The following is a 19,785-nucleotide window of genomic DNA, read 5'->3' as shown; positions in this document are numbered from 1 at the left end:
CGCCAAAACGGCCGTCTCTACGTCGCGGCGGTTTCAATCTTACAGGGGAATTGCCGACGATGGCAAAACGTGAAATCCGCCGCTCGATGCTTGCTTGGGTGCTTACAAATCTGTTTGCAGCGGGGCTGATCTTCGCCGGTGCTTTGGGACCAGGAACAGCAGAGGTCCAGACGCCATCGAAGCCGCTTTCGGCCAACGACGTGTCCATCCTGTTTCCGTCCCCCAAGTCGCCTGCAGACCTCGTCAATTTGATTGCGGTCGCCGACCTTGCCGGCCCCGCTGGGGCCGCGCACCGGCTGTTGTCCGATGAGGATTTTGCGCGCTTTGTCGCAAACGCCGAAAATCCCGAACGCGAAGGCGTGCCGGACTCCGGCGCGCGCCACATCCGTCTGCCGGATGCCGTCAAAAAGATCGATGCCTGGTTCGTTGCGGGCATCCGGATCGATCCGGGAGCACCGGGCCTTTCTCCTGATGTCATCGCCCAGTTTGGACGGCAGCCGCAAGTACGCCTGATCATTCAGCCGGTTTCCAATGGACCCCAAGGGTTCAAGGTCCATGACACTGCCGGTCACCTGATCTTCAGCTTCAACCTCGATCCCGATCCACCGCTCGAGGGGTGTGCGCCATTCCCGCGCTTCAAGCCTGACGACGCAACTTTCAAGGGGATCGTCCGTGACGTTGCGGCTCTGCGCGATCAACTTGCGGCTGGAAAGTTCGGAAATGTCAAGATCTCGACTGCCGGTGACATGAACGTTCACCCCGGCCTTGTGGGTGCATCCGCAAAGCCGTTTCGTGATGCGGTCAAAGCCATGCTGGAAAAGCATCTGTCGCCGCAGCGCCTCAACACCATGGCTATCATGGGCATTTCACCGCCCGAACCCTGGGTGTTCGTTTCGATGCTAAGGGTGCCGCAGGCCGGGCTGATACCAGTGCCGGGCCCGACGCTCGATGGCCTGCATGTTGCGCAGATGTTCAGCATCGTCGGCGACACGCATGTGGTCCCGCGGCCAGTCACGAATAACCAGAATCCGGTGACCTGCCGCCACGCGACGCTGCAGGATCCTCCCTTGCCGATTTCCAATCGTAAGGGCGTCTCCACGGCCGATTTCATCGATTCCGACGTTCCCAATAGCCGCGTGCTCGAGATCGTCAACGTCATCGCGGATACGAAGAAGAGCCACTTCTTCAATACGGACTGCGTGAGCTGTCATACAGAGACGGCTCAGCCGCTCGCCAGAAAAGTGCAAGGCTTCGCGGTCCCCGGTGTAAACCGAGCTGTTCTCCCGAAGGAAGACTGGAATGTTCGCAATTTCGGTTGGTTTCCCTCGTTCTTGCATGGTGGTCCTGCGGCCGCGACCATCACGCGACGCGCAGCAGCCGAGACCGCTGACGTCGTCTCCTTCATCAATAGCCAATTGCTGAACAAGTAAGGAGCGCCATCGTCGCCCGGCTCGCTCGCGTGGCGACGCGCGCTATTTGAAACTAGGGGAGGATCGCCATGGCGGCACGTTCGTTCAGTTCTTGGGTCAGTGGCCGGTTGAGGTGGTTGCCTCACATCATCAGTCTCTTGGTTGCGATCGTATTCGTGGTGGCGGCACTGGTCGCGGGCGTGGCGTACTTTGCACCGGAAAAGCTTCGCGATACGGCGCTCAAGATCAAGAATGACGCAAATCTGGTTGCCCAACTGCTGCCGGCGACGCTGCCGGCGCCGTCGAAGATCGACAGTTCATACTGGCTACCTCAGAACTGGAGCTCGCGGCAGCGTTACTGGTTCCATCACGCGTCCCAAGGCACGGCGACTATTCCTGTGCCCTATAGATGGTTCCTGGCTCTAGAACGTCCTGAGTTGTCAGTCCGTTACACGAGCCTGACGGATAACGACTATCTGCGACGCCTTGGTTTTATCCCAAGTCCGAGCTCAAAGGACTTTGACGCTAGCTCACCTGCGTACGGCTATCAGGAGGATGCGAAGGGCGTTAGCTCCACCTGGACAGCGAGCACGCCTGACAATGCCAATGGTTTGCCTGTAGGTTTCGCGATCCTGAAAGGGGGCGTCGACCCGACCACGGGAGATTTCTACGAAGATCAGATCGGACTAACCTGCGCCGCCTGTCACACCGGGCATCTCGAGTACAAAAATATCAGCATTCGCTACGATGGTGGGCCAGCGATGGTCAATCTTAGCGAGGTTGAACGGGTCATTGGGTTATCGATCGGCTATACGCTGATCCTGCCGTGGCGATTCGAACGCTTCGCCAACCGGTTGGAAAGCATTGAAGGTCGAAGCATCGACCGCAAGAAGCTTCGAAATGACCTGGAGCTCGCATTTCAAAAGATCAAGAAGCAAAAGGCTGCAAATGATAGCCTGTTGACGGCGCAGGGCGTGACGAATCTCGACGAGGGGTTCGGCCGACTGGATGCCTTGAACCGGATCGGAAACCAGGTCTTCTATACCAATTTTCTTGATCCTGTGACCGGAGAACTCCCAGATCCGCTTCTCAAGGGCAACTTCGCGCGCAACGATGCTCCTGTGAGCTTTCCGCCAATCTGGGACACGCCGTACTTCCTGTGGGCGCAGTACGACGCCTCTGTCCTCAACGAGCTTGTTCGCAATTCGGGTGAGGCGCTCGGAGTCAGCGCGAAAATCAATATGCGGGCGCCCGCGCAGGGGCGGCCGCTTTTTGAATCATCCATCCATCTATCGGAGATTGCGCGCTTCGAGGAGCTTTTGCGCGGTACTGATCCCTTCTCATCTGCGGATACAAGCGGCAAGAAGTTCAACGGCCTTGTCGCGCCCCGATGGAAGGACGCGCAGGACAGGTTCCAAGGCGACCCGGCCTGGGCCATCGACGAAAAACTCGTTGAGAAAGGTCGCGATCTTTATCGCTCGCACTGCTTTGAATGCCACCGAGGACCCGTCAATGATCCCGCCTTCGACGCAAAGTGGCCGGAAGATTCCTTCTGGAAGCCGGAGAACCCAGATCGCTCTGCCAAAGGCGAGAAGAATTGGGTGGAGATTGGCGGACGCCATTATTTCAATGTCGCTCAGCTACCGGTGACCATCATCGGCACCGATCGTCAACAATCCAATGTCCTGACGACACGGCGTGTTCACTTACCCGAGGCACTCGGTCTCAATCCGATCGATGACTTGAACAAAGCCTGGGGGTGCGGCCTTCCGGCCGATAATGCGGCAAATCCCTTATTTGTGCTCGCGCTAATGGATGTCGTGGGCAAGACGATCGATCAATGGAACCTCGTGAACAACTCTTCCGAAAACACCAAGCAGCAGATGTGGGGGCCGAGGAAGAATTGCCAAAACCCCCGAGCATACATTGGCGCGCGGGTGCGCCGTAACGGCAAGGAAGAAGAAGTCCTTGCCCTTGAACCTCAGTACCGCGCCCGTCCGTTGGACGGTGTTTGGGCAACAGCTCCGTATCTGCATAACGGATCGGTGCCGACGCTCAAGGACATGTTATTGCCGCAGGGCCGGCGGCCAAGCTCCTTCTGCGTTGGTAGCCGCAAATTCGATCCCGTTAACGTCGGGCTTGTTGCGAAAGTGCGCGCGAATGACGCTTGCGCGGCCGGCCTGACGGACTTCAACGTAGCGCTGCTTGGGAATAGCAATCGCGGGCATTCTTTTGAGGGCAAGGAAACCGATACAACGAAGCTGCCGCCTGGGGTCATCGGGCCAGAATTAACCGACGCCGAACGGCGGGCGCTTCTAGAGTATTTGAAGACGCTGTAAGGAAGCCGTTACCATGGAAGCTCGGCGCTCGTCGCCCGACGACAGATCAAGCCGATCGTTTTGGGAACCACACGACCCACGAAAAGTCATCCGCATATTGGACCTCACCATCTTGAAAGGGAGCGCCGGAGTTCGTTCCGAGGATAAGATGATGCTGGCGCTCCGATTGCCGATCATGCCGGGGCGCGCCGGGCTTGGCTGATCAATTCGATCAAAAGGCCGAACTCTGGCCAGGATTAGAGGCTTGATCAGGCGTAGAGCCGCTAACTCAGGAGGTACTCCCGCGCGCGAGCTGCGTATGCAGATTGTGCAGACATCTACTCGGAACGTGAACTGGATGGCGGGCGGACTATCTGCGTCGTCGACAGAGCTTGTCGGATTCACGACATCGAATAAATCGATCATTGATGATGCGCACGCGCGGAGATGTTCAACCCTGAGGTCCAGCTTGGCGCGGACAACACCATCAGACTATCGAACGACTTGCCCGAGTATGTGGGTATCTTCGCTAAAGACATTAGACTTGATGACGCGCGACCTTCTTCATTGTATGATCGTGCAACCTTAAGTGAAGAGGTTCAAGCGCCATTCCCATCGCCGCTCACATTGGCAATTGCTAATATTTATGTCGTGAAATTCGCCGTGCAGTGCAGTCATTGTACAGTTCCATTGGAGGAGACCTTCTATGCTCAACTCCGAAACCGCCGCCCGTCTCCGTCGAATTCTGGATGAAGTGTGCAAGGATCTGTCGCGGCACGAGACCGGCATCCGAGCGCATGTCGCGTCCAAAATTCTAGAAGCCGCCTATCGCGGCGAGACGTCCGTCGAAGTTCTCAGGCAAGTTGGGCAGACCGCGTTGAGCAGTGCTCCCTCGATGTGGCCTCAGCAAAGTTCTCGTCGATCTTCATCCGAAAGTAGGGGCGCCGGCGAACCTAACGGGTCAACCAAGCAGGATTAAAGCAGGCCGATCCGAATCCATCAGCAAAGCGCCCGCGAACTGGAACCATTCAGGGAGCGCGCCGTCGTGGAAGCTGATCCGGAACGGCTAAGTGGCGCGAGACGCATTTGCCGAAAATGGAATCAATTCAGGAACTGGCCAGCGGGTCCCGCGAAGCGGGATTATATGCATCCGGTGACTCACCAAGCATCCCGCAAGGTAGCTGGGCGATTTGGTGCGCAGAGACGGCGAGCTCCGCAAGTCCGAGTACACTAGTTCGTCGAGGAAGCCATCATTCGGCTTCCCGACCTGATTCGTCAAAATTACGCGCTGTTTCTGTCAGCGCACGGCTGCAGGTTGCGAGGAGCGACCCGGAGGTCGGCTCTCCAATGACTAAAGAGCCTCGTGACGAGATTTCGGCTAGATTTACTTACGCCCGGGCTGGCTCGCGAGGGGGTCGGGGTGAAGTTCCTATAGCCCGATCGGGTTACATTTAGCGAGGCATCAATCATTGGCTGCTGCGGCTTTGCTCCAGGGATTTCGATCCAAGCGATGATCATGGAGGCTATTGCCACCTAGAGGCTGCGCTCGGATAGCTGGCTGGATGCCAATGTTCAATTATATGCAGGCGGGTGATCGGTATAGAAAGAGGGAGCGAGCTATACAAGAGTTTGCCGATTCAAGTCCACCTCGCTTCTATCGGCTCGCCGGATCGAGCGGTCACCCCCCGGGGTGGGCGAGCGAAACGGGTGATTGTAGCGTACTGCAAGGACACCCTCAATTGCCGCAACGCCCGAGTCGAGCGTGAAGGATGTCAATTTCTCTCAGCGAAGTTCGGCCTTGCCATCACGGATAGCCGGCGTCGGCGAACCGGTATTGCTGGCGAGCTCCCCCACAGTTTTTTCGCGCTTGCAATCGTCTGCACTCCGGGCGTTGGGCGCTCGAGCACGAATAGGTTCGAACTGTTGCGCTTGTTGAGCAACGGCATCATTGGCGGGCGATTTGTGAAAGCTTGAGAGGTGAAGCACAAAATCCACTGAGCTTGATTGGTTCTGCAAGAGGCAGCCGGACTAACTCTGGCCATGCACCTTCCCCCACTTCGAATGGATACATCCTGCAGGGCCGGACTCTTGAACGCGCGTGCGGAGCCGCCCAGGCCCGAGACCGCAGCCAACCTACGTCCCTCAACCAAGCTCAGGATGAATGCGAACGCGCCGGCGCCCCTCGCTTTCGATCAACTCGCCCCTGTAAGGCACGCCGCGGATGTCGAAATAGGTCGGGCGTCCGGCCTCCGGCATGATGCGCTGGCCCTCGAGGACGCGCACAAGGTAGGGCGGAAGGAACCGTTCGCGGTGCTCCCATCCGCCGCGGATCAGATACCCAAGGTCCACCGCACCTTCACGAGGCTGACTGGCTCCGACCATCTGCGGGGGCTGATGGAGCGGTTCCGATGGCCCAGGTTGGTTTAGCTGGCTTGCGCGCGGGTGATGAATCAGGCGGACATCCCCGCGCCCTCCTGGTCCGAACGTGGCCGAGTAGCGCTCATCGTTGATCATAAACTGACTTGGCCCGAACTGGGTTGGCAGCAGATTGATGTTGCCCAGGACGTCAACCAAGACGTCTTCAGCCGCTTGGGAGCCGTGGCGCCAGTCCGGCCCAACGATGGCCCCTATGTCCCGCAGCCCCTGCACGGCGCCTGAGGGTCCAGCGAACGAGGGCGTTCCGCCAAATCCAGGCGCCGGCACTGAACGTGCATCGTCACGCAAGTCTTGCGGTGTGGGTGGATCCAGATCAATCAGGGGATCGAGACCGCTGTAGATGTTTGACGACCGTGGCCTGACGGACGACGGTGACCCACCTTCTTGCATATGTTGCCCGAGCCAATCCCAAGCGCCTTGGCTCAAGCTGGCTGGAGTTGCAGGAAGCCCGAGCGGTAGATTCGGCTGTGGAGCCCAGCGAGGCGCCGATGAGGCTGGTCCGCGTGCCTGCTCGCTCGTCCAATCCCACGGAGCACCGCTGGGCGAGGCTGGAATTAAGGGACGCTGCTGCGAGGGACCGGCCTGCGAAATGTGGTACGGCGCCGGCAGTGATGAGCTCGGTCCGTGGATCTGCTCGCCGAGCCAAGGCCTTGGTTAGGGCGTCTGGCCGCTCTTCGGGAATCTCGGTCTTCCTGCGTTCGAAGGTTGCTTTAATCGCGCGAGCAAGACGTCACCTTTGAACTCATAGGTGCGGGCTAGCACCCAAATATCGTAAAAATCCTTGAGCGTGAGTTGGCCAGGCCAAGATGGATCATCGCTTACTTCTCGGCGATAACGGCTTCAGGTGGGTAGGCTCGCAACTTAGGAGCAGGCTTATCGAGCAGGGACGCCAACTCAATCTTGTTGAGGACTGGCTCCGTCGCATCACCGTAACCGATATCTATCACGATACGAATACGCGCGCCCGGCGAACCGAGCATCACCGAATCCGGGGTGAATGCCGCCGGCGGCATTCCCGCGGGCCGGAACGCCGCGTCGGACAGCACCGCCTTGGCCTCGTCGTAGCCTATCACCCACCAGCGTGCCCGGACGGGTAAGCGCACGCGGTGGATCGGACCGTTGCCGCGTAGCGTCAACGTCTCGGGCGAGGGCTCGATTTGATCGACGCGCCACATCGGCACCGTCAGCAAATGTTGTTCGGGCATGGTGGCGCTTCACTCTCTAGCGATGGAGGGCGGAAGGTGACCGGCACGCGCTGCGGGTATCCGATGACGCAAGACGGCATGTCGACGAAGTCCGCCGCGGCGATGGTCAACGCCAGATCCTCCAGCCGCCCGAACAGCGCGGGAAGCCGCTTCGCAATTCCAGGCGCGCCAGCGCAGCGCCCAGACAGACATGCTGTCCCCGGCCGAACGACAGGCGCGGATTGTGCCGCCGGGTGACATCGAACCTGTCGGCATTGCCACAGATCGACTGACCGCTGGGATGGATGAAGGAGGTTCGACCGCCCCCATCACCGACGTGCCCGCCAACCCTCTCACAACGCCGTTGGCGGTGTCACTCCTGGCTCAGCTCGAGGTCTGCCGCTTTGGTTGCATCGCGACGCGCGCAAATTGTTGCGGCTACCAAAAGAAGAACTCTAGATCGCATCCAACCTTCCCTCCATTTTTCGGTCAACGACCGAGGGCCAGGTCATTGCCACAGCAACACTCGGAGCGGACCAGACGCGAACAGCCCGCCGTTAACTGCCGGAGATCGCGCCTATATTCTGGTAAAACTTGTTGCCGCTTAGTGTTGAGCCATATTGGTTTCCAGGTCCCAGATAGGTTGCGTCTTCACCGAAGTCAGTAGTCCCACTCCGAAGCACCCACCAGGTCATTCCCAGGCCTCCTGCGACATCGTCCACTCCGCCGAGCTTCAGCAGGAGCCAGCCATCCGCAGATTACGGGCGTCGTTCAAGTTTATGAGAGCGCCCAAATTGAACGCTGCTTTGGCCCGCGTCTTTTCCTCATCGTCAGAGCCAAGCTGCGAGCAGCAACGCCGTTAGAAGCCCTTGTCTTAAGCGGCAGCGAGAACGGTCTGCCAGGCGGACCAGCAAGACCCCAAACTTCGTCCGGCGCGAGCCGCTTACAAGCAGCTTTCATGCAAGTAAGCCTGAACGGAGTCGCCTGCGGCCTGTGACGAACGTCAGCTTTTTGAAAGCGGCTTTGTTGCGATGGTGCGGATCTTACACGACCGCTCGGCCGCGTGGGCGCGTTGTTATGCAGCTAGTGCATTCTTTCATCGTCTTTCTCTGAAATCGCGCAGTTTTGGTGCGTGTGTGATCATCCTTACGCGCCTTACAGTTGCTGGAGGAGACGAAGACAGGGCGATCATTAGGAAGATGGATCCCTGCTTATGATCTTAGATCCGACGCGGCCCTCGGCGTCGTGCTGCCAATAGGGATAAAATAGCCTGCCCAAAAAGTTCGGCTTGCAATGTGAGAGCGCGAAGTCGCTGCATTGTCTCGGTGCGTGACGGTATTTCTGCGCGGTCCGCGCTCTGTCTCTATTCTGTGCGGTCAACTGCCAGGAAGCCAAAGCAATCTGCGTTCCGTGAGGAATATCTCCGCCTCTGGACAGAGCAAAAGCGCACGTCACAGCGCGGACGACCTGCATTCCGTGACGCGCGCAGATTTCGCAAATCGAGGGATTGAGTCCGTTGTTTAGCTACAATGGGAGTTGCAGCGTTCAACTTTTACGCGGCTTTCCTGCTCGGCAAGAAGAGCAACCCAAAAACCAGCCGACGAAAGACGAAGGCCATTGGACAACTCCAAGTCGCGAGGAAGTGATTGAAAGCTCTCGTAAGTAGTTGTATATGGAAAATACTCTCGGAGATAGAGTAAGTTTGCTGAAGCCGGGCGTCCTGTCATATCCGCTACGCGAGCGCCGGCCGCGAACGAGTTTCGATTCTTGTCGTGCGGATGAGGCCGTGCCGGTCGCGTGAGGTGACGACGCAATCGTTTTTCGAGGATTTTCCAAGGACGAGTTCGGAGACGAGGCGAACGTTACTCAAGATCGAAAAGAAAGCTGGTTTCGTTTCATGGACTGGACATGGATTGCGTCTATGATTTGGAACGCCGACGAGGCTGCAAAATCGATCTGGTGGCGCTATATGCGAGTGCCCTTCCATGGAGCGGCACTGGCTGTGTCCGCACGCAGAAGGAGTCAGATTCTAAGATGATGGTGGTCTGTAACAAGATTCACCCGGCTACTTGCGCGGTGTGGGTCACCCGTCCCTTAGACAACTCGCATGTGTGTCATCAAGAGGGCTTTGTCGCGTTTATCGCCAGACGTGACCAACAAACACGGAGTTTGTTTAGACATCCACAGAGAAAGGCGCCGTCATGAGTGGCACAATGACCGTTGAAACCGTCATTCCGGGGGCAGACATCGTCAAGCATGCGGACCGGCTCGGGACCGAAATCAAGAACATTACGCTGTCAGACGATTTGTCTGACGAGGCCATCATAGCCATTAACCGGCTGCTGCTTGAGCACAAGATCATCTTCTTCCGTGATCAGGGACATCTGGATGATGCCCAGCAACAGCGCTTTGTGCTCCGGCTTGGCTCGCTGATACGCAATCCCACAATGCTGGACACAAGGGGAGGCTTAACAAGCCGGGAGACGCTCCATGATGGCGCCTGCGATCATGTTGATCAGATGAACGGTGATGACCTCTTCAGCTCCGACGTCTTCAGTGCTGCCCGCCGAGCAATTTCAGTGCTGCGAGGTGCAGCGATTCCGCCCTTTGGCGGGGAGATTGCTTGGTCAAGCTCGGTGGCCGCTTATCTTGACCTTCCCGATCCGCTGCGGATGCTTGCCGATAACCTTTGGGCTGTGCGCTTCTCTGCATTCGATCACACTGCGACGGACGGCGCCGCCGAAGCCGACAGGAGGGCATTGGAGGACGTATCCACCGGAACGGTCTACGAAACGGCCTATCCGATCGTTCGTGTTCATCCCGAGACTGGCGAACGCATGCTCTCGCTCGGTCGTTCCGTGCAGAACTTTGTCGGCCTGCAGCGCTATCCCAGCCAAAGGCTGTTCGAACTTCTGCAATCCTATCTCACCGCCTCCCAGAACACCCTGTGCTGGAATTGGAAATCAGGCGACGTCGCAATCTGGGACAATCGCGCGATTGAGACGTATCCCGTCAAGAAGATTGGCAGTCCTCATTGGGCCATGGACCAGCTTGCCATTGGCGCTGGCGTACCGCACATCAAGAGGCTGAAATCACGAGCCGCTGAGGCTGCCTAACGGTGTGCGCACGTCCGGTTTTCGTAAGACGCCGACGGTCCAAGACTAAGTTGTGGCCCTGCAATGTCGAGCGGAACCGCGCCTTCGAGCTTATCCCGGCAGGACCGGCTAACCGGCGCGGGCAATCTGCTTCTTTTGGCGCGCTGGTCGCATACCTTAGGCATGCTGCGCGGTTCGCTGGAGCCTGTCCGATCAAAGCGGATTGTATCCGCAATGACGGACGTAGCTGGCACATTCTTCAGGAGTATGAGATCCAGAGGGCGCCGCGGTTCTGCCCGGGTCTGCTGCAACAGTTCTTTGGGTTGGCGAATGCCATCTCTGGCTTGAGATCGGGGCTGTAGGGCGGCACGAGAGTAGGCCCGCGCCTGCGACGAGGCAGGCGCCCTCTTCGCCGAAACGATACCGTTGATCGCCCGTCGCGCACGAAAGATGCGGTCAGCCCTTTGCAGGTGAGGCGCAAGGAATGTGGCTGACCGTTCGGCGCATCGCCGATGGCGCGTGGGCTGACACCGGCCCAGGCTTAACGACCCGTCAGCTACCCCGCGGTTCCAGGAGACAATCCCGGTGCCGCTTCAGCGCGGAACGTCGGTCCGTGCCGGTCGGCAAAGCTGCTGTGCGGCGCGTTTCCGCGAACCTCGCCCCCAATAGATCGCGCTCGCGATACCGATCCCGGAACATTCGTGCCGCCTGAAAAACCGCCCTGAACCACGGCCTCGCTCACCCAAATCGGAGGAGCCGCCGATGCGTCACCCCACCAGCCTCCTCCGCGCCTTGAGGGCGAGTCACGGTTCGCCTGATTTGGCTATCCCTTGGGATGCAAGTCGATCTCAACACGCTCTCATGGCTGCGACTTAGGTTCGCGGTCGCGCCGCTAACCTCGGCGCGCCGACATCAGGCGAGTACCGGTGCGCCTTCATCAACTCTCGAGCCCGATAGCCCTCACCACACCAGGTAGGTATCGATCCACTGTTGATGCTGTATTGTAGACGAGAAAGATCGATTGAATCAAACGCGATGATAGGGCACACGAGGTGCGGCAATGGAAACCACAGCTAATCCGCTGGATTGCAGAGCACACGTGTTGAAGTTGATTGAAGAAACGCGCGTGGTTAGCGAGAATGAACTGCAGGCCAACAACATCACGCCTTATCATGTCACAAAGTTTTATCGCGAACAAATTATCAAAAGCGGTTACTACGATCAGCTGAAATACGTTGTCGAGCCCTCAGTCGAGGAGTTCGAGAGTCCGGGCACTTTGGATACGAGCGGCGAGCACGACAACACGGTCGTGCCGGGACTCCAGCACAAGTACGCCCAAACCGGTTTATTGCTGGTGACGGAACGCTGCGGCTCATATTGCCGTTACTGTTTTCGCAAGCGCATTGTGGGCAAGGTTTCGGATGAAATCGCACCGGAGTTCGGTCAGGCCGCGCAATATATTGCGCGCCATCCTGAGATGACGAACGTCCTTCTTTCCGGAGGTGACCCGTTCGTGCTCAGCACTGCCAAACTGAACAAGATCGTTGACCACCTGCTGCCAATCAACCATTTGAATTCCATCAGATTTGGCACAAAAATGCTGGCCTATGAGCCAAGGCGGTTTGCGGATCTCGCTCTACCGGCCTTATTCCAGCGTATCCACAAGGCGGGTAAAACCCCAATCATCGTCGCGCATTTCGATCACGTAGGTGAGATCTCATCGGACGCGGAAGACAAAATTCTCGCCTTGCGCGCACAGGGCGTGCAATTCCTTAATCAGTCCGTGCTTCTCGCCAAAGTCAACGACGATCCCGAGATATTGGCCGCGACCTTCGCCAAATGCCACGAAATCGGAGTGCGACCTTACTACTTATTTCAGGGGAGGCCCGTGAAAGGTGCGTCGCACTTCCAAGTCCCACTTAGGCGGGGAATAGAGATTGTACGCGGCATCAACCAACGTCTGAGCGGGATCGAGAAGACATTTAAGTACATCATGTCCCATTACACAGGAAAAATAGAGATTCTGGACTTAGGCCAGGATAGCCGGGTGTATATGCGCTACCACCAGAATAAAGTTACCGAGAAGATCGGGAAGATATTTTCACGACCGCACGTCGCGACAGCCTGCTGGCTTGATGATCTGCCCGAACAATGAATCTAACGCACGCGCTTCAGCCCACGGGCTCGGAGCGAGTGCGGTACGCCCGCCGCCCCACGAAGCGCATTCAAGGTGAGCCGCGGGCGGCGCCCTGGTCTCAACTGTAGAAAGGCTCGGATGCCGCTCGACTATCCCGCTGCACTAAACTTACGGACCTGTGGGGCTCGCTATTCCTGGACTGACAGGGAGGTAATGCTCTATGCGCTTGGAGTGGGCATGGGGTCAGATCCCTTGAAGGAGGAGGAGCTACAATTTGTCAACGAAGCGTTTGCAACGTCGAAGCCATTAAAGGTGATCCCGACCTTTGCTTCGGTGTGCGTTTGGGGCGCACGCCCCGGAGCCATTAACCTCAACCGCGTCATGGTTGTTGACGGCGAACGTGACATTACGTTTCACAAGCCGATGCCCGCCGCAGCGAACGTGATGGCGGACGCCCGTGTGAGAGGAATTTATGACAAGGGTAAGGAGAAAGGCGCGATCATTCAGAACGAGGTGGTGGTCAGAGAGCGGGACGGCGACAAGATCGTCACAATCCTTTCGTCGACCTTCGCGAGAGGTGATGGCGGCTTTGGCGGGCCATCGGAGGGGATGCCCGAGCCGCACCAAGTGCCCGGCCGAGCACCGGATAGATCACTCGATATCCCGACCCGACCTGACCAAGCCCTGATCTATCGTCTTTCCGGCGACCGAAACCCTCTGCACAGTGATCCGGAGTTCGCCTGTCGAGCCGGTTTTTCACGCCCCATTCTGCACGGAATGTGCACGTATGGGCTCACCTGCAGAGCCGTCCTGCAGAGCTATGCCGACTACGACCCGTCTGCTTTTCATCGTCATCGCGCCCGTTTTTCGGCGCCCGTATTCCCGGGAGAAGTTGTTACCGTCAACCTTTGGAAAGACGGTAATTCGATCTCATTCGAAGCTTGCGTAAGAGAGCGTCGGGCTACGGTCGTCAAGAATGGGCAGACGGTGCTACACTGAGCAGGGGGCGGGCCGTTTCTTGTTCCTATCCGGCGCCGAGTTCGTCGCGCTCTTTTAGCGGTTCTTTCCGACATGCATGAAAGGTGCGCGGCAACGTCTGCATAGACGGGCCTCGCAACGAACCTGAGGCGTTCGGAGCACTTCAACTGCGGCCCTCAGGGGCGGCCCATTTCGGCTGATCGCGCGCGTGGACCTCAACCGAGGGCGGTGCGTGTTTTTGTCGTCATCGAAGGAGGTAAACGCGTGAGGCCACGCCGAAGCGCGCGAACTCTCTAGAGAAGTGGCGCAAGCGTGCAGAACGGCAAGAGCATGCGATCTCAAATGCGTTCCTCAACGAGAGGCAATCGACAAGCGACGAAGAAATAGACCGATCTCGTTGAGCAGTCTGCCGAATGTTGTTACCACTTGTCAGAATAGGGTTTCTGAATCGTCCGCATGGAGCAATTTAATTGTTTAGCAGCATCCACGGGCGAAGACCCGTCTTGTCCAGATTACAGCAGTTAACTCAACGATTTGAATCTCGGCCCTTGGCTGTTGGGGTGGCGCGTTCGCAATGAGGGGAGACTTCAATCGACTGCTGCATGAGACTGGCGAACATTGGAATGGCGTCCTTGTGATGAGCCCCGGCGGATTTTTGATCTGGGACTTGCGCGTTAGATAGACGACGGCACGTGCCGCAAAAGGGTTTTTGGAAATTTCAGCATTGCGCAAAAGCGATGCATGAACCCGTGACCTGCTTCGGGTCCCCACCTATCCAAGAATCATCAATGAAGAAGGCAGTTCACGGGTGATCGCGATATCGCATCGCCGCCATCTGGGAGGACAAGGATGTCATCCGGGAGAAGATGCCTTGAGGGCAATTGGCGACATGCAAGCAACCGGCTTCAACGACCGGGGCGCGCGTTTTCGGATAGGCGAGATGAAGAGGCATCGCGGTGGATGCCACAGCGAAGACAATTAGTCTTGACGGGATAGATGTCGGCCATCTCACGATGCACGATTGTGCAATCCAGGTCGATCGACCTGATAATCGCCTTTTTGCTTGTCTTAGAGGCGCGGCATTCCTGTAGTTCGATGACATCATAATTCGTCCACCGTACATTGAAGGCTGGTACGAACCTACGCATCATGCCAATAGCAAAAACGTTCCTGTCGACTTTATTCGCATCGAGCAGAACAATGCCGTCTGCTCTCTTACGCGACGACTATGCTCGAAGCGGATTGCTCATCATGCCCTAGCAACAGGCGTGCCGTAGTCGTAGGCGCCGGCATCGAGTGGAAGAGCGACAATAAGCGATCCATGCTGCAGGGCCGGGGCGCCTTCAAGTCGGCCGAAAATGGTCGTCTTCTACGTACCGGCTATGCCTCCCGCGGTGAAGCATCCCCTTCAGCTGCAGCGGGTACGACCTGCGATTTTCGGAAGCAGCTCAAATAAGCTGTCGCGTCGTATCTTACATACACCAATCGTATCCCAGATGTGTGGTTCACGACGTGTCTGGAACCATTCGCTACAGTGCGACCGGCTTCGACGGCACAAGAAGCCCTCATTGTGCATCTTTGCTAGATCCAGCTGATCTGCGGGGCGGCATGCCGATTGCTTTAGAATTTAAACGATGGTGACAAGCGCTGAGCCCAGCGAAAGACGGGGCGGCGCAGAAGCTGCTACCGGAGAAGCATAACACCGGACCCCAAACGCGACTTTCGTTCCAAGGATATTTCATCTCTCGAAGCCTCAAGACACTGGGGCTCATGGATCGTACTGCTCCAGCGGTGACACTGAACAAGCTAAGAGCCCTTGAATGCAAAAAAGTCCGATCGACCTTGCTGCCATTATCGACCTGGATTCGGTCGGGATCGACCTATTTCGTGGCAACATCCCGGACGCGAGCAAGGAACGGGTATTCGGCGGCCTAGTTATTGGACAAGCGATGCTTGCAGCGTGTCGCACAGTCAAAACCCGGCTGCCGCATTCACTACATTGCTACTTTATCCAGACCGGCGATCCTAAGGTACCCTTGATCTATAAGGTCGAGCGTCTGCGCGACGGTAAAAGTTATTCGACCCGGCGCGTCACGGCGATGCAGCGCGGTAGCGCAATCGTATCGGTCATGGTCTCCTTTCATAAGGGTGAGGAAGGTGCGTTCGAACACCAGGATAAAATACCGGAGGTGCCAGGGCCTGAACATTTCGCAGGCGAAGAGTTGTCGAAGAAGTCACTATATCCGAATCTACCAGAAATTGTCCGCCGCTACTATGAGCCTGATCGTCCGGTCGAGCTTCGTCCCGTCGAGATCGGGCGGTATGTTGGCCAAAAGATCGAGGACGGAAGAGTTCATATGTGGATGAAGGCCGCGACAAAGCTGCCCGATGATCCGGCGCTGCACATTTGCGCACTGGCTTACGCGTCGGATTTGTCGCTGCTGGATGCCGTGATGGCACGCTATGGGCGTACGCTATTTGATGGTCACATTCTGTCCGGAAGTCTTGACCACGCAATGTGGTTTCATCGTCCTTTCCGTGCCGATGATTGGCTGCTCTATGCCAAGGATTCACCAAGCGCGCAGAGCGGACGTGGCCTCGCCCGTGGGCTGATCTTTAGGCGCGACGGTACGCTGGTCGCTTCGGTCGCCCAGGAGGGCTCGGTGCGCGAGCGACGCTGAGCTTGCGCAGTGCGGGGAAAGTCTGGCTTGAGCGAGCGCCAGCGGCCCGTCCATGCTGCTTTCAAGCGTGCCTTCCCGAGAAACAAAGGAGTGGATCAACAACCATCTGCCCCTGGCAAATCACATTGCTTCGATTGCAACAAGAGAGTGTCAGTGCGACCTTTCCGACGCTCGTGACCTTTCATTCTGCGATAAAGTCTGCGGTGTTAGGTTTTTAATCCATTCATCGACATATGCGGTCGTGCCGTTGGTCAATCTACGTTCGGCAGGGCAATGCCTGACCATGCGTCCGTGTAGTGGACCATGGTATTGAGGCCCGGTCGAAACCGCCGTGTTCATCGCGCCAACTGAAGCCGCGCACTGTGAGGTGTCACAATGCTTTCGGTTTGGATGCGCCGTAAACAAGGCGGACCTTCGCTACCTTATCGCAATTGGCCTGGTGCTTGGCTGGGCCATGATCCTCGGTCGGCTGACTGTTGCCCGAATGCTTAGCTCGTCAGCTCTGAAACTACTAAACTCAGCAGTTGTGACGTCCGTCTCGGAGCGCTTCAGTGTTTGCTGCTGAGGGCTGGGGCCGCCGGGCGCGAATCAGACCGGGGTCTTATCCGATCGCAGAGTTTTGACGAAAAGGCGCTCGAGAGAGGAAAGGCGCAGACACGGTATCGCCGAAGATGGAGATTTTCTATGCTCACAGCGACAGGTTCGGAAATCCCTTGGGCGGGGCCTCCATTCCCAAAGTCGGAGTATGATTGCCGACAGCGGAAGGTGCTTGAAGCGGTAGCGCGCGCCGAACTTGATGCAATTGTGGTTACCGCTATCGGCCACCTCAGATATCTGACTGGCTATCATGGATTTGGCGGGTACTTCGCTCCGTTCCCGTTGATTCTAGCGCCGGGATATGCGCCGGTTCTCGTCGTAAGAGAGTACGATGCAGAGGCTGTCCGTGCCGAAGGATGCATCGATCAGGTCGTTTGTTATAGGCACCCTGGCGATGTTGCTCAGACCTGTGTCGAGGTTCTTCGCCAGCGTCGGCTGCAGGCTCAGAGAGTGGGTTTCGAACTCGGATGTTGGAATCTGGCACCGGCCGATTTGCGTGCAGTGCAAGGACTTTGTCCAGGCATGAAAGTCGCCGACGGCTCCCAACTAGTTGCGTCAGTGGCGGCAGTCAAAAGCCCGCTTGAGCTCGACGTGATGCGTCAAGCAATGGCGATAACCGATCTCGCAGTGCGCGTGTTTCGGAACTCGGTTTGCGAAGGCGTGAGCGAAACGGAAACGTATGCAGCGATAGCTGGAGAAGTCAGCAAAGCTGGCGGCGAAATATGGCGATCTGTTACTCTCGTGTTCGGTGATCGGACGAAGATGCCGCACGGTGTCCCGACCCCACACGCAATCCGAAACAATGAACCCGCCATGATTGAGATCGGCGGCGTGAAGCACGGCTATGCCGCAGGGCTGGTCCGCAGCGCGGTGCTTGGTCGGCATCGTGAGGCCGAATCCTTGTACGCTCTTTCGGTTGAAGCGCTCGAATCTGCCATCGCCGCGATTAAGCCGGGGGTAAGCGCGAAGACCGTGGACGCCGCCGCGCGCAGAGTGATTGAGCAATCTGGACGCCCGGGCGCCTTTCGCCATCGTACCGGGTACCAAAGTGGCATCCACTGGACAGAACGCGGGAACCTCAGCCTGGAGCCTGCCGCAGAGGAGATTTTACAGGCGGGAATGACCTTTCATCTTCCCATTATTCTGTTTGGGGAAAACGGTCATCTGTTTGGCTGCAGCGAGCACGTGGTCGTCACAGACTCTGGTGCGGAAGTGCTCAGCCGTACAGATCACAACCTATTTCATGCTGTAGGTTCCACATGAATGGCATTGAAGCGTTTCAACATCTGCGGGCGGAGGCAACCGCTTGGCGTCGCCATCTTCATGAAAATCCCGAGCTGGAATATCGGCTTTGCAACACGGCTAGATTTGTAGCCGAGAAGCTCGCTTCTTTCGGCGTTGATCATATCGAAACGGGGATAGCTGAAACTGGAATCGTCGGCTTGATTGACGGCAAATGTGGAAGCGGGCCGACGATCGCGCTGCGGGCGGATATGGACGCGCTGCCGATACTTGAACAGTCCGAGAAGCTCTGGTCGTCGAAAGTATCGGGAAAGATGCACGCCTGTGGACATGATGGTCACATGGCCATGCTATTAGGCGCCGCGAAATACCTTGCGACGACTCGGCGCTTCAAGGGATCGGTGGCCTTGATCTTCCAGCCTGCTGAAGAGAGTGGAGAGGGCGGCCAAAGGATGGTTCAGGCAGGAATCATGGACCGTTTCTCAATAACCAAGGTGTTCGGCCTGCACAATGTGCCAGGAATAGAAGTTGGCCATTTCGGCATCTGCCAAGGTCCGATCATGGCCGCTCTCGACGAGTTCGACCTCATCGTGAAGGGTAGGGGCGGCCATGCCGCAAAGCCTCATGAGGCCATCGATCCGGTAGTCATCGCCGCGCAGATCATCGTCGGCGTGCAAACTTTAGTTTCTCGTCACACAAGCCCGATGGAGGCGCTCGTGATCTCCGTCACGAAACTCAACGGGGCTCAGGCCTACAATGTCATTCCGGATCAGGTAGAGCTGGCGGGCAGTGTCAGAACTCTTGTGCCCGGCCTGCGGGACTTCGCACAAGGGCAGATTTTTGCGGCTGCGCGAGGCATAGCGCGGGGATTTGGCGCAGATGTCGAATTTAAGTACTGCAGGTCCGCCCCGGTCACGATCAATCATCCGGAAGAAACTAATCTGGCGGTCAAGGCAGCACGCAATCTGGTTGGACCCGCTTGCGTCGATGAGAAGATAAGCCCGCGGATGGGCTCGGAGGATTTCGCCTACATGCTTGAAGCAAGGCCGGGCGCGATCATCTTTCTTGGCAACGGATCGACGTCTAGCTTACACCACCCGGGGTATGACTTCAATGATGACGCCTTGCCTTATGGGATCGGCTATTGGGCGAACGTCGTAGAGACGGTGCTGGCACTCTGATGTGTAGCGGCGACCGCAACGCCACCTGTCCACATCTAAGCCGTGCGTATAGTTACGATAGAACTGCTTGGTGTCTCGGATGGCAGCAGTAGCCCTCCGCTCATTGCAAATCTTGAACCGCGGGTCGCTGCGATTGCCGCTCACTCTTCGCTCCGACAAGTACGAAAATTACAAGCCACCGAGCATACAAATGCCTTCGCGACTTGTGTGCGCCGACCCCGCGCTTGAGCCAATCAGTGTTACAAGTGCCCGGTCGGCTACTCGAGTGAGCGACGTTGGCGAAGGCGACACTTTGTATCAGCCATCAGACCCCGGTCGACACCTGATTGGATGGCGTCACTGGCGACGCCAAGCGTGTTAAGCGCGCCGACCTTGCTGGCTTCCGCCAGGGCCGAGGGCCCGCTCGAGTCGACTAGTCTCGCGAAACATTTGCGAATACTGGCGGATGAGCTGCGAGACCAGTACTCCTGGAACAGCGAACTGAGCACGATAGTGGAAGAAACGCCATGCACTGAGCTCGGTTCCGC

Annotated in this window: 10 protein-coding genes; 8 read left to right on the top strand and 2 right to left on the bottom strand. The window is 57.5% G+C overall.

The features are described from left to right. Positions 1-59 precede the first annotated feature (59 nt). A complete protein-coding gene (locus tag CI41S_RS14855; protein ID WP_244626520.1) occupies positions 60-1,430 on the top strand; it encodes a hypothetical protein in 1,371 nt (456 codons plus the stop codon). A 68-nt stretch (positions 1,431-1,498) separates the two neighbouring features. Next, positions 1,499-3,748: a di-heme-cytochrome C peroxidase gene (locus tag CI41S_RS14850; RefSeq protein WP_244626519.1), complete on the top strand. Its 2,250-nt coding sequence runs from the start codon at positions 1,499-1,501 to the stop codon at positions 3,746-3,748. A 2,121-nt stretch (positions 3,749-5,869) separates the two neighbouring features. On the opposite strand, the gene CI41S_RS14840 is transcribed toward CI41S_RS14850, so the two are convergent. Together CI41S_RS14840 and CI41S_RS45320 are read right to left on the bottom strand one after the other, a co-directional pair. Next, complete coding sequence (locus CI41S_RS14840; RefSeq protein ID WP_139860010.1) at positions 5,870-6,301, bottom strand: hypothetical protein; 432 nt, start codon at positions 6,299-6,301, stop codon at positions 5,870-5,872. Positions 6,302-6,981: 680 nt separating this feature from the next. Further along, positions 6,982-7,368, bottom strand: a complete 387-nt coding sequence (locus tag CI41S_RS45320) for a nucleotidyl transferase AbiEii/AbiGii toxin family protein (RefSeq protein ID WP_139860007.1) — start codon at positions 7,366-7,368, stop codon at positions 6,982-6,984. Positions 7,369-9,560: 2,192 nt separating this feature from the next. Here CI41S_RS45320 and CI41S_RS14820 point away from each other — a divergent pair. The 6 genes from CI41S_RS14820 to CI41S_RS14795 all read left to right on the top strand — a co-directional run bounded on the left by CI41S_RS14820 (position 9,561) and on the right by CI41S_RS14795 (position 19,258). Next, a complete protein-coding gene (locus CI41S_RS14820; protein ID WP_244626518.1) occupies positions 9,561-10,463 on the top strand; it encodes a TauD/TfdA dioxygenase family protein in 903 nt (300 codons plus the stop codon). Between the two features lie 1,039 nt (positions 10,464-11,502). Beyond that, entirely contained in the window at positions 11,503-12,597 is a 1,095-nt protein-coding gene (locus CI41S_RS14815) for a KamA family radical SAM protein (RefSeq protein WP_139860002.1), read from the top strand. Positions 12,598-12,717: 120 nt separating this feature from the next. Next, positions 12,718-13,578 (top strand): MaoC/PaaZ C-terminal domain-containing protein, encoded by an 861-nt coding sequence (locus CI41S_RS14810; RefSeq protein WP_139860000.1) that lies wholly within the window; start codon positions 12,718-12,720, stop codon positions 13,576-13,578. Positions 13,579-15,377: 1,799 nt separating this feature from the next. Then, the gene (locus tag CI41S_RS14805; protein ID WP_139859998.1) at positions 15,378-16,238 is read left to right on the top strand and encodes an acyl-CoA thioesterase; all 861 of its coding nucleotides are present in this window, start codon (positions 15,378-15,380) and stop codon (positions 16,236-16,238) included. 684 nt (positions 16,239-16,922) lie between these two features. Then, entirely contained in the window at positions 16,923-18,098 is a 1,176-nt protein-coding gene (locus CI41S_RS44975; RefSeq protein ID WP_139859996.1) for a M24 family metallopeptidase, read from the top strand. Continuing rightward, positions 18,095-19,258: a M20 aminoacylase family protein gene (locus CI41S_RS14795; protein ID WP_139859994.1), complete on the top strand. Its 1,164-nt coding sequence runs from the start codon at positions 18,095-18,097 to the stop codon at positions 19,256-19,258. The genes CI41S_RS44975 and CI41S_RS14795 overlap by 4 nt, the downstream gene beginning before the upstream one ends. The last annotated feature ends 527 nt before the right edge of the window (positions 19,259-19,785 follow it).

It is taken from the genome of Bradyrhizobium ivorense (assembly GCF_900696085.1).
GTDB lineage: Bacteria > Pseudomonadota > Alphaproteobacteria > Rhizobiales > Xanthobacteraceae > Bradyrhizobium > Bradyrhizobium ivorense.
This window is presented reverse-complemented; position numbering and strand designations above follow the sequence as displayed.

Bases quoted from the DNA above. Each gene is read 5' to 3' on its own strand.
- CI41S_RS14805 (WP_139859998.1), top strand. From the start codon at position 15,378: ATGCAAAAAAGTCCGATCGACCTTGCTGCCATTATCGACCTGGATTCG.
- CI41S_RS44975 (WP_139859996.1), top strand. From the start codon at position 16,923: ATGCTCACAGCGACAGGTTCGGAAATCCCTTGGGCGGGGCCTCCATTC.
- CI41S_RS14815 (WP_139860002.1), top strand. From the start codon at position 11,503: ATGGAAACCACAGCTAATCCGCTGGATTGCAGAGCACACGTGTTGAAG.
- CI41S_RS14820 (WP_244626518.1), top strand. From the start codon at position 9,561: ATGACCGTTGAAACCGTCATTCCGGGGGCAGACATCGTCAAGCATGCG.
- CI41S_RS14855 (WP_244626520.1), top strand. From the start codon at position 60: ATGGCAAAACGTGAAATCCGCCGCTCGATGCTTGCTTGGGTGCTTACA.
- CI41S_RS14795 (WP_139859994.1), top strand. From the start codon at position 18,095: ATGAATGGCATTGAAGCGTTTCAACATCTGCGGGCGGAGGCAACCGCT.
- CI41S_RS14810 (WP_139860000.1), top strand. From the start codon at position 12,718: ATGCCGCTCGACTATCCCGCTGCACTAAACTTACGGACCTGTGGGGCT.
- CI41S_RS14850 (WP_244626519.1), top strand. From the start codon at position 1,499: ATGGCGGCACGTTCGTTCAGTTCTTGGGTCAGTGGCCGGTTGAGGTGG.
- CI41S_RS45320 (WP_139860007.1), bottom strand. From the start codon at position 7,368: ATGCCCGAACAACATTTGCTGACGGTGCCGATGTGGCGCGTCGATCAA.